Source organism: Methylomonas montana (assembly GCF_030490285.1).
In the GTDB taxonomy this organism is placed as follows: Bacteria; Pseudomonadota; Gammaproteobacteria; order Methylococcales; family Methylomonadaceae; genus Methylomonas; species Methylomonas montana.
Window position 1 is genome coordinate 2,140,722 of sequence record NZ_CP129884.1, and the last position, 15,802, is coordinate 2,156,523.

Here is a 15,802-nt window from a genome sequence, read left to right on the forward strand (position 1 = left end):
CGGATTAAACATATCATGTCGGAACTTATCGAAGTCAATGATACAGCGCCGCAAGAGGCGAAAAAGCAGGAAAGCAGTTTGCAATTCCTCAGCTTTACCTTGGGTCAGGAAGAGTACGGTGTGGACATTCTGCGCGTACAGGAAATTCGCAGTTGGGAGCCGGTATCGCGGATACCCAATGTGCCGGCGTATGAAAAAGGCGTGGTCAATTTGCGGGGCGCGATTGTGCCGATTATCGACTTACGGGAGCGTTTTCAGCTAGGCCATAGTGCTTATACGCCTTTGACGGTGGTAGTGGTTTTGCAAGCCCGAATGGCGGATAAGACCCGCGTGATGGGTGTTGTAGTCGATTCGGTTTCCGATGTCGTGGATATCAATAAAAAAAGCATTCAAAGCGCGCCCAATTTTGGCGCCAAAGTCAGCACCGAATTTATCAACGGTCTGGCGTCTGTAAACGACCGGATGGTGATGCTATTGGATGTCGATAAATTATTAAAACTTGATGGCGTGGATGATGAAGATGAAAGTTGAAACAAGAGCAGTGTCTGGCTGTGTCCTGATGGAGGATATGCAATGAGAGTCAATCACCCGGTGACCGATCGCGAAGTCTTGATGAAGCCCGGTACCATTTTGGTCACGCGCACTAATCCGAAAGGCATCATTATTTACGCGAACGATGCTTTCATCGAAATCAGCGGATTTAGTAAAGACGAACTGATAGGCGCTAATCACAATGTGGTTAGACACCCTGATATGCCGCCAGCGGCTTTCAAGGATTTATGGATGTGTTTGAAAGCCGGGTTGCCATGGACAGCACCGGTTAAAAATAGAACCAAATCCGGTGATTATTACTGGGTGGAAGCGAATGTCACGCCGGTATTTAAAAATGGCAAGGTGCATGAATATCTTTCCGTGCGTTACGCCCCGTCGCGCGAACAAATTGCGCAGGCCGAATCCTTGTATGAAAAATTAAATGCCGATAAAGCGACGCTGCGTCCGACAGGTTTTGCGGCGGCGATTAAAAAACTGTCGGATATAGGTTTGTGGAAAAAAGCCGGCATTGTCTATCTGACCTTGCTGCTACCCGCTCTATATTCGATATATTCAGCCTATTTAGCGCAAAACGTGGTTGATGTATCCTGGTTATCGGCGTTGGTTGCGATAGGCACGCTCATCGGATATGGCTTGATCAGAAATATCGTTCAAACCTTCGAGAGTTCGATCAACATTTGTTATAGGCTGTCGGACGAACATTTCAGAAATACCATCGATCTGAATCGCGGCGATGAAATTGGCGATTTCAAACGTGCCTTATATGGCATGCAAGTCAAACTAAATTCCGATTTGGCTTATTCCAAGCAGATCGGATCAGAGGCGATGCGCATCAAACAGGCTTTGGATAATGTGCAATCTTGCGTGATGGTAGCCAATAATGATCTGGAGATCATTTATATGAACAAAACCGTTGCGGATATGTTCAAAAATGCGGAAACCGACATTCGCAAACAATTGCCGGCATTCGATGCGAACAAGCTAATGGGCGCCAATATCGACCAGTTCCATAAAAAACCGGCACATCAACGCGGCATATTAGCAAACCTATCCAGCACGTTTAGTTCTGCGTTGGTGATTGGCGATAGGCATATGAATATCGTCGCGAATCCGGTGATGAACGACGACGCCGAGCGTATCGGCATCGTCGTTGAATGGCTGGATAGGACGCACGAAGTCAAAATCGAGCAGGAGATTGCCAGTATCGTCGAGGCTGTTAAGGTTGGCGAATTGACTAGTCGGATTCAGCTTGCCGATAAACAAGGCTTTTTTGAAACGCTTAGTAAAGGCATAAATGAATTAACCGATGTTATTGAAAATGTGTTCAGTGAAGTCGGTAGTACCATGCAGAGCATGGCGGAGGGCGATTTGACTAATCGCATTACCAGCGATTCTCAAGGGGTGTACCTCAGTTGCAAGAACGATATCAACACCACTATTGATAAGCTGAACGAAATTTTCGGGCAGGTCAGCGAGTCGGCGAATTTCATCAATAATTCGTCTCAGGAAATTGCTAGTGGCAACAACAACTTGTCGCAACGCGCGGAGCAGCAGGCGGCAAATCTCCAAGAGACCGCCGCGAGCATGGAAGAGCTGACAAGTACCGTTAAAAACAACGCGGATAATGCCCAACAAGCGAATTTGGTGGCCAATAACGCCAAGGAACTGGCTGAAAAGGGCGGCAATGTTGTGAAGGCTGCGGTGTCCGCCATGCAGGAGATTAACGAAAGCAGCAATAAAATTGCCGATATTATTGGCGTGATCGATGAAATTGCTTTTCAGACCAATTTGTTGGCATTGAATGCATCGGTCGAGGCCGCTAGAGCCGGCGAGCAAGGTCGGGGGTTTTCCGTGGTTGCCACCGAGGTCAGAAATCTGGCCCAACGAAGTGCCACCGCCGCTCGGGAAAGTAAGGAGTTAATCCAAACCAGTGTGCAAAAAGTCAGGGCCGGCACCGAGTTTGTCAATGAAACAGGGAAAGCGCTGACTGAAATTGTGGCCGGTGTAAAAAAAGTGGGCGATATCGTTGCTCAAATTGCCGATGCCAGTGTTGAACAGTCTGCCGGGATCGGTCAAGTCAATCAGGCCGTTGCGCAAATGGATGAAATTACCCAACAAAACGCCGCACTGGCTGAAGAAGCTTCGGCGGCCAGCGTTTCGATGAGCGATTTGTCAACCAACATGGTTGAAATGTTGTCATTCTTCAAAACGGAAAAAAAAGCCAGTCAGCAACAGATTGTTCATCACGCGGCGAACAGCGGTGTTACCCGGTCGGAGCCGAGCCGAGCGCCCAAGCCGCAGCCGATCAGACAAAGCAATTATCAATCCACTGAGTCCGATGACGAATGGCAGGATTTTTAATTGCGATATTTGATTTTTATCTGATTGCTTAGGGTATATAGCCATGACAGCCGACACAGTATCCAATAAACAGGTGGAACAATTTCTAACTTTCGAGTTAGCCGGCGAAGCATATGGCATTGAAATTTTGAAAGTGCAGGAGATCAGGGGTTGGGAGCCGATCAGAAAAATTCCCAACACCCCCGATTTCGTCAAAGGTGCATTAAATTTGCGCGGCTCCATCGTGCCGATTATCGATCTGCGCGAGCGCTTTCAGATGGAAAAAGTGGATTACACCCCCGTTACGGTGGTGATAGTGATGAGCATCAATACCGCAGCGGGCCTTACGGTAATGGGGATTGTTGCCGATGCCGTATCCGATGTGCTGGATATTAATCCTTCCGACATTAAAAAGTCACCTAATTTGGGATCTAAAATCAATACTCAATATATGAAAGGCTTGTATGTCGGTAAGAAGAACATGGTGATGTTATTGGATGTCGACAAACTACTGAATCCGGAAGAATTTGGCGAAATGATCGGTTTATCTTCTGCCGTAGAGGGTAAATGAGCGCTAGGATTGTCGCAGTCCTTAACCAGAAAGGCGGGGTTGGCAAGACGACAACCTCGGTTAACTTGACCCATGCATTAGCTAAGCTGGGTAAAAAAATCACGGTGATAGATTTTGATCCGCAATGCCACTTAGCCGTTTCCTTGGGGGTTGTTGAGTCGCAGAAGAGTGGTATCGATGAAGTGATGCTGGATCATTGCAGCCTGGAGCGGCAATTAATTCCAGTCAGAAAAAATCTCAATTTGGTGGTTGCCGGTCCCCGCTTGCAGGAAGTCGAGCAATTGCTGGAAGGTGGCGCGCAGTGTGGCGATCTACTGCGCAAAGCTTTACACGACAGTAACATCGAGCAAGATTTTATCTTTATAGATTGCCCGCCTTCGTCGGGGGTGTTAGTCGCCAATGTCTTGTTCGCGGCCGACGAAATATTGGTGCCGATGACTAGTGATTATCTGGCTTTGCAAGGTCTGTCACATTTAATGGGCACGATAAAAAAGTTCGAAAGCGCCTTAAAAAAACAATATAAATTTTCCTTGGTAATGTCTCGCTATGTACCTACTCGGCGAATTTCAAAAGAGGTGTTAGGCGTCTTGCAAAAATATTTTCCCGGTAAAATTCTGGCGACCGCTATTCGAGAGACCGCGCTACTTGCCGAATGTCCGAGTTTTGGTAAGACTATTTTTGAATATCGTCCTGGCTGTCGATCAGCAAGAGATTTTACGGCACTTGCTAAAGACTTTTTGGAAGGGAGAGTGATGTGATGGCGGAAAAAGACGAAAATAGTTTGATCGGATACGATCCTTTGGCATGGATGCTTAAAGCATCCGACCAACGAAGCGAACCGGTAGCCGAATCGGATGGTTCCGAATATCGCGAAACTCAAGAATTCGTCGGTTTAATAGACACCTTGGCTATAATTCCAGAAACAGCGAATTTTCAAACGCCACCGCAAGCAACCGATGGCACTTTGGCAGAGAACGCTGAAAAGGCTGTGCTGGTCTTGGAACCAGTGCTTAATATTCAAAATGTCACCGTGTTACATCAGCAGTTGATGCAGATGTTGAATCATCACGACGCTATCGACATCGATGCATCGGCGGTGACGATGATAGACACCTCAAGCTTGCAGCTGCTATTGGTATTGAAACAAGCGGCAGTAAGTTTGCAGAAGTCGATATCGATTGATTTTCCGTCCGATAGATTTATCGAAGCCGCCGAATTGTTGGGTATTGCCGAAATGCTCGAAGTCGATCAAGCCGCATCCGGATTTTTCTGAATCGGCAACTAACTAGCCCGCTATCGTTACAACCGATTTTCAAAAGGGACTAATGAGAGAAAAGCCGCGCGAATTTGAATATACAAAGGCCGATTTTGATGTTTTAAGAACAATATCCAACCAATATTCCGGTATTTTGGTGCCGGACGATAAGTTTGACATGTTTTATTCCAGGCTGTCGAAACGCGTTAGGATGTTGGGGTTTACTACCTTTAAGCAATATTGCCACTATTTGCAAAATAATCCGGACGATGAATTTACCGAATTTATCAATGCCGTTACCACGAATCTCACCTCGTTTTTTCGCGAAAATCACCACTTCGAATTTTTGAGCCGGACAGTTATTCCGGAGCTGTTGAAAAAAAAGGCCGCCAGCAAGCAAATTAAAATTTGGTCCGCCGGCTGTTCAACCGGCGAAGAGCCTTATTCCTTGGCGATGACTTTAAAGGAAAATATACCTGCTGATTGGGCAATAACCATCTTGGCGACCGATCTTGATACCAATGTGCTAGCGACCGCCGCCGCCGGCATTTATCCGGTTGATCGGGTGTCCGGCATCGCGGAGCAGCGTCTGAAACGCTGGTTTCAAAAAGGTGCTGGCAGTCAATCGAATAAAGTACGGATTAAGTCGGAGCTGCGGGAATTGATTGAGTTTAAACAATTGAATTTGATGCAGCAGTGGCCTTTTAAGGGGCATTTTGATTTTATTTTTTGTCGGAATGTACTGATCTATTTTGACAGAGAAACCAAAGCCATACTGGCCAACCGCTATTGCAGTTTGCTTGAGGAGGGGGCGTACCTATTCATAGGCCACTCCGAATCATTGCATCAGCTCGATACCGGATTTAGTCTGGTTGGGAATACTATTTATAGGAAACTGCGCAAGTGAGCCAGCTACATAACGTCGAAAAATCACTTATCTCCGGTTTCGAAAACGTCAACCGCTACTGGGATCAGGAAAATCAGATAGTGGCGGCAAAACTGATGCCCGGCGAATATTACGTTACCAATCAAGATGAAATGATTACTACCGTGCTCGGTTCTTGTGTGGCCGCTTGTATACGCGATGTAATAACCGGTGTGGGCGGCATGAACCATTTCATGTTACCGGAGACCACTGAAAACCGCTTGAACGCACGGGACGAAGCGGTGGTCGGCAATGCCTCGCGTTACGGTAATTACGCGATGGAACATTTGATTAACAGCATATTGAAAAACGGCGGCAAACGTAAAAACTTGGAAGTTAAATTGTTTGGGGGCGGCAAAATTATTGCGACCTTGGGCGATGTCGGTGCCAGAAATATCAAGTTTGTGTTGGACTATGTGGATACAGAAGCATTGAAACTGGTTTCGCAAGATTTGGGCGATATTTACCCGCGGAAAGTCAATTTTTTTCCAATGACGGGGCGGGTCAGAATGAAAAGAATCAAGGATCTGCACAATCAAACGATCTTTATGCGCGAGAAACAATACAGTTCGAGTATTAAGAATGCGCCGGTTGAAGGCAGCGTAGAGCTATTTTAGGGCGCAAGATGGCAAAAATTAAGCTACTAATCGTCGACGATTCCGCGTTAATCCGGCAAATGCTGACCCATATTTTCAATGAATCAGGCGACATTGAAGTGGTGGGGACAGCTAGCGATCCCATTATTGCTAGAGAAAAGATCAAAGCCTTGAATCCGGATGTGTTAACACTGGACGTGGAAATGCCGCGCATGGACGGGTTGACATTTTTACGCAATTTGATGCGTCTGCGGCCGATGCCGGTGGTGATGATTTCGACATTGACCGAAAAAGGCGCCGAAGTCACGCTGGAGGCACTCTCTCTGGGCGCGGTTGATTTCGTCGCCAAGCCTAAAGTCGATGTCACGCAAGGTTTGCTCGCGTATGCAGATGAGATTGTCGAGAAAATCAGGATGGCGTCTCAGGCAAAAGTGAATACATTGGCAGTTAATCAGGCGAAAGGCATGATGTACGGTTCTACTGACGTAACGAGTTTGGGAGTTAAAAAACATTTCAAAACGACTCACAAAGTGGTGGCGCTCGGTTCATCGACGGGAGGCACGGAAGCGGTAAAACAATTAGTGAGAAACCTACCCAAATCAGCGCCAGCCATTGTGATTTCTCAACATTTACCTGTTGCTTTCAGCGCGTCGTTTGCCAAACATGTGGACGATGCTTCAGAGATGACCGCGTGCGTGGCCAGCGATGGCCAATTGATTTTGCCCGGTCACATTTACATCGCGCCAGGCGATCAACATTTACGGGTGGTAAGGGATGGTGCTCGTTATGCTTGCCGCTTGGATAATGGTCCGCCCGTCAACAGGCACAAACCTTCCGTAGAAGTCTTATTTCGATCGGTTGCCGAAAATGTCGGCAGCAATGCCATCGGTGTCATGCTGACCGGGATGGGTGCAGATGGAGCGATAGCCATGAAGGAAATGCGCGATGCCGGGGCAATCAACATTGTTCAAGACGAAGCCTCCAGCGTGGTTTGGGGTATGCCTGGCGAGGCCTATAAACTGGGTGCCGCTCATCATGTGTTATCCTTGGAAAAAATAGCCGAAAAAATTCTGGCGCTGGTGGATTAAACTTTTATGATGCAATTCTTGAGAAACAACGCGGTACTGACGGTATTCACGCTGTGCGTATGTTTTTTGCCGTTTTTGGTACCTTCGCCTGTCATTTATGAACTCGCTGCACCGCTGGTGATTGCGCTTTGGATGTTCAAATGCTTTCGTACGCAGCAAATAGCGCAACAGGATGCGTCTCGCGATGAGGATAGGAGTGAAGCGGGTTTAGCGAACGCCATTGATAGTTATATCGAGCATTTGAGCGCTTGTATCGAGCAGGAAGCCAATTGCTTTCGCGCGGAATTGGAACAACTGAAATCCATGCTCGCGGATGCGGTCAATACCATGTCGGACAGCTTTAACAGTTTGCACAGTTTGACATCCGGACAGTCGGCCGTCGTGCATTCTCTGGTCTCCGATCTGGAGGGCGCCGTGGATAATGGCAGTAACAGCCTTAATTTCAGTCAGTTCACGCAAGAAACCGACAATGTCTTACAGTTTTTCATCGATCATATTTTGCAAATCAGCAAGCAGAGCATGGAAATGGTGGCGGTGATCAATGATGTGGGCGAGCACATGGCGCATGTCGAAAAATTGTTGGGTGATGTCCAAAAAATTGCCGACCAAACCAACCTGTTGGCGCTGAATGCGGCTATCGAAGCGGCCAGAGCCGGTGATGCGGGCCGCGGATTTGCGGTCGTTGCCGGCGAAGTGCGTAATTTATCGAAAAACTCGGATAAGTTCAGCGAAGAAATTAAGCTGGTGGTTAAAGCCTCCAAGGATAATATTCACGACGCGCAAACCATGATTGAAGTCATGGCCTCCAAGGATATGAATGTTGCAATTAGTTCTAAGGCCAGTATCGACAAGATGATGGAGGATATTACGGTCATCAACGCCAATATTACCCGCAATGTCGGTGAAGTTTCGCGATTAACTAACAGGATTGAAACCAGCGTCGGCAATGCGGTGAGAGGTTTGCAATTTGAGGATATGGCCCGACAACTAATTGAATATCTGCAATTTAATTTACAGCATTTCAATTCCTTGCAAGACGAAATAGGAGTAGGTTTAGGTGTGTTTAAAACCGGGAATAGATCAAGCTGGCAGGACCAGTTAGTCCAAGGTGCCGATCGCCTGCGGGATATGCAACAGCAATGGCGGGTCAGGAAGTCCAATATCGTTTCGCAGTCTTCCATGGAGGAAGGTGATGTGGATTTGTTTTAACTGAAAATTATGCCGACAAACATAAGATTGGAGCAATAAAGTATGAGCATTGATGCAAGGGTGGAGTCTGGTGTGTTATCCATCAGGGTGAGAGGACGGTTTGATTTTGGTGTGCACAATGAGTTTCGGGAAGCCACCAAATTGCTGGAAAGCGGCATAAAACTGATAGATGTTGATCTGAGCGGCACCGACTATATGGATAGTTCCGCTTTGGGTATGTTGTTGGTTTTGCGTGACAAGGTGGCGGGCGATAAATCGGCGATAAGGATTAAAAATGCGCGCGCTGAAGTAAAAAAAATTTTGGAAATTGCCAGTTTCGATAAATTATTCACCCTATCCTAAGCGAGTGCGAATAAAATCGCTTTCTCCGCTTGATTCGATCAAACCTCCTTTTCATTCTTCCCTGTGGCGAGCAAGCCGACACCATGCCGGATAACCGTCAGACCTTTATGACCCAACAGACAGACTTTTCTCGCTCTGATTTCATCAGAAATTTCGTTCAGCGATTTTTGCCAAATTCGCAAGTGGTTTCCCTGGCGATTATTTTGCTAGGTGGCTTTCTGTTGATTTATGGCCTGCTCGGACTCTTGATGCCCGTTTTTGTGGCGATCGTGCTGGCTTATCTATTGGAAGGTTTGGTCGTCAAGCTGGAGCAACGGCAACTGGGGCGCTTAATTGCCGTGCATCTGGTATTTTTCGCCTTCATGGCTGCATTGGGCTTTGTGTTAGTTGTGCTGGTGCCTATCGTGTCGGAACAGATGGTGCAGTTGGTGCAGCGCATACCCGAAATAGTATCCAGCACCCAAGCCGAAATCATGCGCTTCCCTGAACGCCATCCGGAATTGATTTCGGAAGCCAGGATTCGGGAAATCATGTTTTCGATTCAGCAAGATTTGCTCAAGTACGGCCAGGATTTGATTTCCGGTTCCGCACAATCGTTCGTAGGACTGGTGGCGGTGATTGTGTATTTGTTTTTGGTGCCGCTGATGGTATTTTTTTTCCTGAAGGACAAGCAGTTACTGTTGGGGTGGTTCGTGCAGTTTTTGCCGAAAGATACCACGCTGAGCTTGAGAGTCTGGCAAGAGGTCGATAGGCAAATTGCCAATTATGTGCGTGGCAAGTTTCTGGAAGTCTTCATCTTATGGGTCGTCAGTTATCTGGTGTTTTGGCTGTTGGGTCTCAATTACGCCATGCTGTTGGCTGTGCTGATGGGTTTGTCCGTGATGATACCGTACGTGGGCGCTACCTTGGTGACGTTTCCGGTATTGGCCGTCGCCTACGTGCAGTGGGGCGTTGGTGGCGGCGATCAGTTCATGTATGTTTTTATTGCCTATTCGGTGATTCAAGCCTTGGATGGGGTGATATTGGTACCCTTATTGTTTTCGGAAGCGGTGAATCTGCATCCGATTGCCATCATCGTCGCCATCTTGTTTTTCGGCGGTATCTGGGGGTTTTGGGGCGTATTTTTCGCTATCCCTTTGGCCACGCTGGTTAAAGCGGTTTTGATGGCGTGGCCAAAGTGGGAGAGCGATAGCGTAACAGCTTGATCGCGTTTACAAATTGTCGGAAGCAAAGTCCGCCAAACGCGAACGTTCGCCCCGACGTAATGTGATATGCGCGCTATTGGGCCAGCTCTTGAAGCGGTCGACCACATAGGTCAAGCCCGAGCTAGTAGCGGTCAAATAAGGCGTATCGATTTGCGCCAAGTTGCCGATACAAATAATTTTGGTGCCTGGGCCTGCTCGGGTGATCAAGGTCTTCATCTGTTTCGGCGTCAAATTTTGCGCCTCGTCGATAATCAAATAGCGATTCAGGAAAGTCCGGCCGCGCATGAAGTTCAGCGAGCGGATTTTAACCCGGTTCATCATCACGTTTTGCGATGCGCCCTGTTCCCATTCGGTAGTGCCTGAGCGGCTGCCGAGCAATTCCAGATTGTCCATCAAGGCCCCCATCCACGGCGCCATTTTTTCTTCTTCGGTGCCGGGCAAAAAACCGATGTCCTCGCCGACCGGCATGGTTTCGCGGGTCATGATGATTTCCAGATAGAGCTTGCTTTCCAGCGTCAGCGACAGGCCTGCCGCCAGCGCCAACAAGGTCTTGCCGGTGCCTGCCGAGCCGATCAGCGTGACGAAATCGATGTTAGGGTCAAGCAAGGCGTTCAACGCAAAGTTCTGCTCGCGGTTTTTCGCGGAAATGCCCCAGATGCTATTGTGTTTGGTCCGATAATCGCGCGCCAGTTGCAGCACCGAAGTATCGCCTTCCCGGCTTTTGACGATCGCTTCGAAATTGTCTTCGCCTTCCATGTATAGATACTGGTTGGGATACCATTCCGCCACTAATGGCCCGTTGACCCTGTAGTAGGTATTGTTATTTTCCTGCCAAGACTCCATTTTGCCGCCGTGCTCTTCCCAAAAGTCGCTGTCCAGCGCCATGGTACCGTTGTAGAGCAGGTCGATGTCTTCGATGGTCTGATCGTTGTGATAATCCTCGGCATTGATTTGCAGCGCTGCGGCCTTGATGCGCATATTGATGTCTTTGGAGACCAGGATCACACTGACATCAGGGTATTCTTTGCCCAAGGCCAGCACGATGCTCAGGATGGAATTATCGGCAATTTGGCCGGGCAGGTCGTCGGGCAGTAAATGCGACAACTGCCGGGTTTGAAAATACAATCGGCCGTCGAACTCGCGTTCGCTGGCTAAACCGTGTTCGATACGCGAAAGCGGCAAGCCTTCGTTGATGGTTTTTTGGTCGGCGTCGCGGATTAATTCGTCCAGGAAACGGCTGACCTGGCGGACATTGCGCGAGACGTCGGATAAGCCTTTTTTAGCATGGTCGAGTTCTTCCAGCACCACCATCGGAATGAAGATATTGTGCTCTTGGAAGCGGAAGATAGAGGTGGGGTCGTGCATCAATACGTTGGTGTCCAATACGAACAATTTTTTGCCGGCGGATTGAATATTCATATTTTCCTTATATAGATCGTGGTGAAAAACCGGGTACTGTCTATGCCTTTCTACTCTATCCGTCGAGTTATCGTCAACTGGGCTATGACTGATGACTTGGCTGCCTGTGACCGTCCTAGGGGCTAAACTGCGGAACGCGATGTGGTTGCTAAATTAAGTTTTTAAATGCATTGGCGTTGCCGGTTTTTAAAAGGCTGGTCCCATCTGCATACTGTCTGGTTTCACTATAATGACCGCGTCGTCAATTGTGTTGCATAGTCGGTTACAATAGAACCAATTTGTCGCTCCTCTTATTTGTCTATGTATTTTTAGGATTGCCATTTATGACTTTTTCAGCATCGAGCCAGCCGGATTTGGGTTGGAGTCAAATCCGGGAAACGATCAAATTATTGACGGTGTCGGTTGCCCAGGTTGAGGGTAGTATGAAAGTCGGCGACGAATCGGTGAATGCCTTGGCCAGTTCCTTCACCAACATGGTCGGCGACATGACAGCCATCTATGAAATACTCAGCGAATTGCAGTCTAGCGAAAGCCGGGATCATGCCTTGATGCGTTGCGAGGCAACCCAAGGAACGATGAATGCAGCGATTGTGGCCTTTCAGTTTTACGATCGCTTGCAGCAATGCCTGCAGCATGTTTCCGACAATCTAAAAGGCTTGTCGGCTATCATCGATACGCCGCACAGGTTATATAATCCCGCCGAATGGCATAAATTTCAGGAAAGTATTCGTAGTCAGTACACTATGGAAGCTGAAAAAGTCATGTTCGATGCCATTCACCAAGGCAAAAGTATCGACGAAGCGTTGGCCTTGTTTGAACAAGCCAGTCAGCAAAGCGATGAAGCGGAAATCGAACTGTTTTAATTTTTTGATGTGGTTTTTAAAGCGTAGATGAATAATAAATCTCTATTAGTTGTGTTCCCTCTGTTGTTGATATTGACGGCTTGTAGCAGCTTTTCCGGCTCCGAGCCTCCGCCGGCGGTGAGCAGCAAGCCGGTTAAAAAAGCGCCATCAAAAAAAGCGGTGGCCAGCAAGGCGCCACCAGTGGTTACAGCCAAGAAACAGTCCGCCAATACAGCGACTTATCCGATAGAAGGTGTTGCCAATAATTTTAAGGATGAACCCAATCTGCCGGCTTTTCGGGCGGAGCCGTTAATGCCGCCTGCGGATATTCCCGCTCCCTCCGCACCGATTGCTCCGGCTGCTCCTGCGGTTACAGCAACGGCGCCAGCGCCCAAATTCGTGATCGAAGATGCGGCTGTGCCCAGCGGTACCTCGCCGGCGGTGATCGCTTTGGTTAGCGAGTCGGATCGCAATCGTAACGGCGGCGATCTGGATGCGGCTGTGGTAGTAATGGAACGAGCGTTGCGTATCGATTCGCGCAATCCGACTTTGACCTATAAATTGGCGCAACTCAGGATCAAACAAAATAAGCCGCAATTGGCGGAAGAGCTGGCCGGCAAAGCCGCTTTGCTGGCCGGTAGCGATCTCGATCTAAAACGTAAAAGCTGGTTGCTAATCGCCGAAGCCCGGCAAATGCAGCAAAACACTCAAGGTGCCAAAGAAGCTAAAGCCAAGGCGGACAGCTTTTTCGGGCGCTAGTGGCTGATAGTACACAGCCGGCGGTTTCCGGCGCGGTCACAAAACTGGCCGAAATTTTTGGCGACGGCGGTGCCTTGGCTGGGGTGATCGCCGGCTATTCGCCGCGCGCCGCGCAGATCGAAATGGCCGAAAAAATCGCCTATGCCATCGGGTCGCAGCAAAACCTGATTGCCGAGGCCGGCACCGGCACCGGTAAAACCTTTGCCTATCTGATTCCCGCCATTCTGTCCGGCAAGAAAGTCATCGTTTCCACCGGTACCAAAAACCTGCAAGACCAATTGTTCAACAAGGATTTGCCGGTAATCCGCAAAGCCTTGAGCAAACGGCCGTTCAAGGCCAGCTTGTTGAAAGGCCGCGCCAATTATTTATGCACCTACCGGCTGGAACAGGCACTAAATTCCGCTTTCGGTTACAGTCAGGAAGACGCGGCAGCACTGGCGCAGATCAAGGCCTGGTCGAAACGCACCAAGGCCGGCGACGTCTCGGAAGTCGCCGATGTGCACGACGGCGATCCGGTTTGGTTTCACGCGACCTCCACCACCGACAACTGCTTGGGCCAAAACTGTCCCGACTACGCCGACTGCTTTTTGACCAAGGCCCGCAAGCAGGCTCAGGAAGCCGAGATTGTGGTGGTCAATCATCATCTACTGTGTGCCGACTGGTCGATCCGCGAAACCGGTTTCGGCGAGCTATTGCCGGATGCCGAAGTGGTGGTGATCGACGAAGCGCATCAACTGGCCGACACTGCTTCCAATTTTTTGGGGGTGACGATCAGCGGCAAGCAATTGACCGATCTGGCCGACGACAGCTTGGCCGAATATTTTACCGATGCCAAGGATATGCCGGATTTGCGCACCGCTTGCGAGGACTTGCAACATGAAGTCAAGGATTTACGCTTGGCGTTTGGCCTGGAACTACGCCGCGGCGACTGGCAAGACATCGAAACCAACCCAAAAATTGCCGGCGCCTTGGAGTCCTTGCAAAAGCAACTGGCCCGCTTGACCGATCAATTGGAACGCGCCTCGGTGCGCAGTAAAGGTCTGGAATCTTGCTTCGATCGCGCCGAAGCGCTGGATGCGCAACTGGAAACCCTGATAAGCGACAAGGACGGCCAGTGGATCAAATGGTATGAAACCTATAGTAAATCCTTTACCCTCAGCCGCACGCCGCTGGATATTGCCAAGGAGTTTCGCGGTTTCATGGCCCGGCATAAAGCTACCTGGATTTTTACCTCGGCAACCTTGAGTGTGGCCAATAACTTCGTGCATTTTTCCAAGAATCTGGGTTTGAGCGGCGCGCTCAGCCAGAGTTGGGAGAGTCCGTTCGATTATCCGAATCAAGCCTTGTTTTATCATCCCAAAGGTTTGCCGCAGCCCAGCGATCCGGAATTTACCGATAAAATTATCGACTTTGCATTGCCTGTGCTGGAAGCCAGCCGGGGCAGGGCGTTTTTCCTGTTTACCAGTCACCGGGCCTTGCAACGCGCCGCGCAATTGCTGGAAGGCAAGATCGATCACCCGATATTGGTGCAAGGGACTCGCTCGAAAGGCGTGTTGTTGGATCAGTTCAAGGAACTGGGCAATGCGGTATTGCTGGCGACGGCCAGTTTCTGGGAAGGCGTCGACGTGCGCGGCGACGCCTTATCTTGCGTGATCATCGATAAACTGCCGTTTGCCTCGCCGGGCGATCCGGTATTGAAGGCGCGGATGAACGCGATGGAAAAGCAGGGCCGCAATCCGTTTTTCGAACATCAACTGCCCAGCGCCATCATCATGCTGCGCCAAGGGGTGGGCCGCTTGATTCGCGACGTCAACGACCGTGGCGTATTAATGGTTTGCGATCCCAGATTATTAAAGCGTTCCTACGGGCAGATGTTTCTGGACAGCGTGCCGGCGATGAAACGTAGCCGCGAAATCGAGGATGTGCGGCAGTTTTTTGCAACCGAGGAAACCACTTGAAATTACTGGCAGTAGAAACCTCCACCGATGCCTGTTCGGCGGCTTTGTTTATCGATGGCGAGATTCGGGAAAAATTTGCGGTCGCGCCGCGCGAACATACCAAGCTGATCTTGCCGATGATCGACCAATTGATGGCCGACGCCCAGCTCAAGCCGCAACAACTGGACGCGATTGGCTTGAGTCGCGGACCCGGTTCGTTTACCGGGGTGCGGATTGCCGGCGGCGTGGTGCAAGGCATCGCTTATGGCGCCGATTTGCCGGTGGTGCCGGTTTCGACGCTGGCGGCCATTGCCCAGGATGTTTTCAACCATCAGCCTGATGTCGAATTGAGTTTTACCGCGATGGACGCACGGATGGACGAAATCTTTTGGGGCGTTTATCAACGTAATTCCTTGGGCTTGGCGGAATTGATCGGCGCGGAAGCGGTGACGCCGGCTGGCGAGGTGATATTTCCCGATAGAATAGGCTTTGGGGTTGGTTCCGGTTGGGGCGTTTATGCCGACCAGTTAGTGCAGCGCTTAGGCGAGCGTGTGCTGGAAACGCATGTCGATGTTTGGCCTCGTGCCGCTTGCGTCGCTCAATTGGGTGCCTATGGCTTTGCCAACGGCCAGGCGGTGGCGGTCGAACAGGCCATGCCGGTCTATTTGCGCGATAAAGTCGCCAAAAAGCAATCGGAAAGATGACAAGCTAGCCGCCACGCCTATTAAAAAGTACCCGCGACCTTTTTAAATCCCTTCTAAG

The 15,802-nt window shown here is 49.5% G+C and carries 16 protein-coding genes; 15 read left to right on the forward strand and 1 reads right to left on the reverse strand.

Going from position 1 to position 15,802, the window contains the following annotated elements:
* Window positions 1–15 precede the first annotated feature (15 nt).
* The 11 genes from QZJ86_RS09980 (at window position 16) to QZJ86_RS10030 (ending at window position 10,083) form a co-directional block, all read left to right on the forward strand.
* The gene (locus QZJ86_RS09980) at window positions 16–531 is read left to right on the forward strand and encodes a chemotaxis protein CheW (RefSeq protein WP_301938614.1); all 516 of its coding nucleotides are present in this window, start codon (window positions 16–18) and stop codon (window positions 529–531) included.
* Between the two features lie 42 nt (window positions 532–573).
* Entirely contained in the window at window positions 574–2,913 is a 2,340-nt protein-coding gene (locus QZJ86_RS09985; protein ID WP_301938616.1) for a methyl-accepting chemotaxis protein, read from the forward strand.
* A gap of 43 nt (window positions 2,914–2,956) precedes the next feature.
* Entirely contained in the window at window positions 2,957–3,463 is a 507-nt protein-coding gene (locus QZJ86_RS09990) for a chemotaxis protein CheW (protein WP_301938617.1), read from the forward strand.
* Entirely contained in the window at window positions 3,460–4,221 is a 762-nt protein-coding gene (locus tag QZJ86_RS09995; RefSeq protein WP_301938620.1) for a ParA family protein, read from the forward strand. Before QZJ86_RS09990 ends, QZJ86_RS09995 begins: the two co-directional genes overlap by 4 nt.
* Window positions 4,221–4,736 carry an STAS domain-containing protein gene (locus QZJ86_RS10000; protein ID WP_301938622.1) on the forward strand — a complete coding sequence of 172 codons (516 nt, stop codon included), beginning with the start codon at window positions 4,221–4,223 and terminating at the stop codon, window positions 4,734–4,736. Before QZJ86_RS09995 ends, QZJ86_RS10000 begins: the two co-directional genes overlap by 1 nt.
* Window positions 4,737–4,788: 52 nt before the next feature.
* A complete protein-coding gene (locus QZJ86_RS10005; protein WP_301938624.1) occupies window positions 4,789–5,625 on the forward strand; it encodes a CheR family methyltransferase in 837 nt (278 codons plus the stop codon).
* On the forward strand, window positions 5,622–6,260 hold the full coding sequence (gene cheD / locus QZJ86_RS10010) for a chemoreceptor glutamine deamidase CheD (protein WP_301938625.1): 639 nt from the start codon (window positions 5,622–5,624) through the stop codon (window positions 6,258–6,260). Before QZJ86_RS10005 ends, cheD begins: the two co-directional genes overlap by 4 nt.
* Window positions 6,261–6,268: 8 nt before the next feature.
* The gene (locus tag QZJ86_RS10015) at window positions 6,269–7,327 is read left to right on the forward strand and encodes a protein-glutamate methylesterase/protein-glutamine glutaminase (protein ID WP_301938628.1); all 1,059 of its coding nucleotides are present in this window, start codon (window positions 6,269–6,271) and stop codon (window positions 7,325–7,327) included.
* A gap of 6 nt (window positions 7,328–7,333) precedes the next feature.
* Window positions 7,334–8,536, forward strand: a complete 1,203-nt coding sequence (locus QZJ86_RS10020; protein ID WP_301938629.1) for a methyl-accepting chemotaxis protein — start codon at window positions 7,334–7,336, stop codon at window positions 8,534–8,536.
* Between the two features lie 42 nt (window positions 8,537–8,578).
* Window positions 8,579–8,878, forward strand: a complete 300-nt coding sequence (locus QZJ86_RS10025) for an STAS domain-containing protein (protein ID WP_301938630.1) — start codon at window positions 8,579–8,581, stop codon at window positions 8,876–8,878.
* Window positions 8,879–8,985: 107 nt separating this feature from the next.
* On the forward strand, window positions 8,986–10,083 hold the full coding sequence (locus QZJ86_RS10030; protein WP_301938943.1) for an AI-2E family transporter: 1,098 nt from the start codon (window positions 8,986–8,988) through the stop codon (window positions 10,081–10,083).
* A 6-nt stretch (window positions 10,084–10,089) separates the two neighbouring features.
* On the opposite strand, the gene QZJ86_RS10035 is transcribed toward QZJ86_RS10030, so the two are convergent.
* The gene (locus QZJ86_RS10035; RefSeq protein ID WP_301938632.1) at window positions 10,090–11,502 is read right to left on the reverse strand and encodes a PhoH family protein; all 1,413 of its coding nucleotides are present in this window, start codon (window positions 11,500–11,502) and stop codon (window positions 10,090–10,092) included.
* 323 nt (window positions 11,503–11,825) lie between these two features.
* On the opposite strand from QZJ86_RS10035, the gene QZJ86_RS10040 reads away from it, so the two are divergent.
* Genes QZJ86_RS10040 through tsaB form a run of 4 tightly spaced genes read left to right on the forward strand, consistent with a single transcriptional unit; the run spans window position 11,826 to window position 15,744 of the window.
* Window positions 11,826–12,365, forward strand: coding sequence for a hypothetical protein (locus QZJ86_RS10040; protein ID WP_301938633.1), 540 nt, complete (start codon window positions 11,826–11,828; stop codon window positions 12,363–12,365).
* 27 nt (window positions 12,366–12,392) lie between these two features.
* Window positions 12,393–13,103, forward strand: coding sequence for a tetratricopeptide repeat protein (locus QZJ86_RS10045; RefSeq protein WP_301938635.1), 711 nt, complete (start codon window positions 12,393–12,395; stop codon window positions 13,101–13,103).
* Window positions 13,103–15,061 carry an ATP-dependent DNA helicase gene (locus QZJ86_RS10050; protein ID WP_301938636.1) on the forward strand — a complete coding sequence of 653 codons (1,959 nt, stop codon included), beginning with the start codon at window positions 13,103–13,105 and terminating at the stop codon, window positions 15,059–15,061. Before QZJ86_RS10045 ends, QZJ86_RS10050 begins: the two co-directional genes overlap by 1 nt.
* Window positions 15,058–15,744, forward strand: a complete 687-nt coding sequence (gene tsaB / locus QZJ86_RS10055; protein ID WP_301938638.1) for a tRNA (adenosine(37)-N6)-threonylcarbamoyltransferase complex dimerization subunit type 1 TsaB — start codon at window positions 15,058–15,060, stop codon at window positions 15,742–15,744. Before QZJ86_RS10050 ends, tsaB begins: the two co-directional genes overlap by 4 nt.
* The last annotated feature ends 58 nt before the right edge of the window (window positions 15,745–15,802 follow it).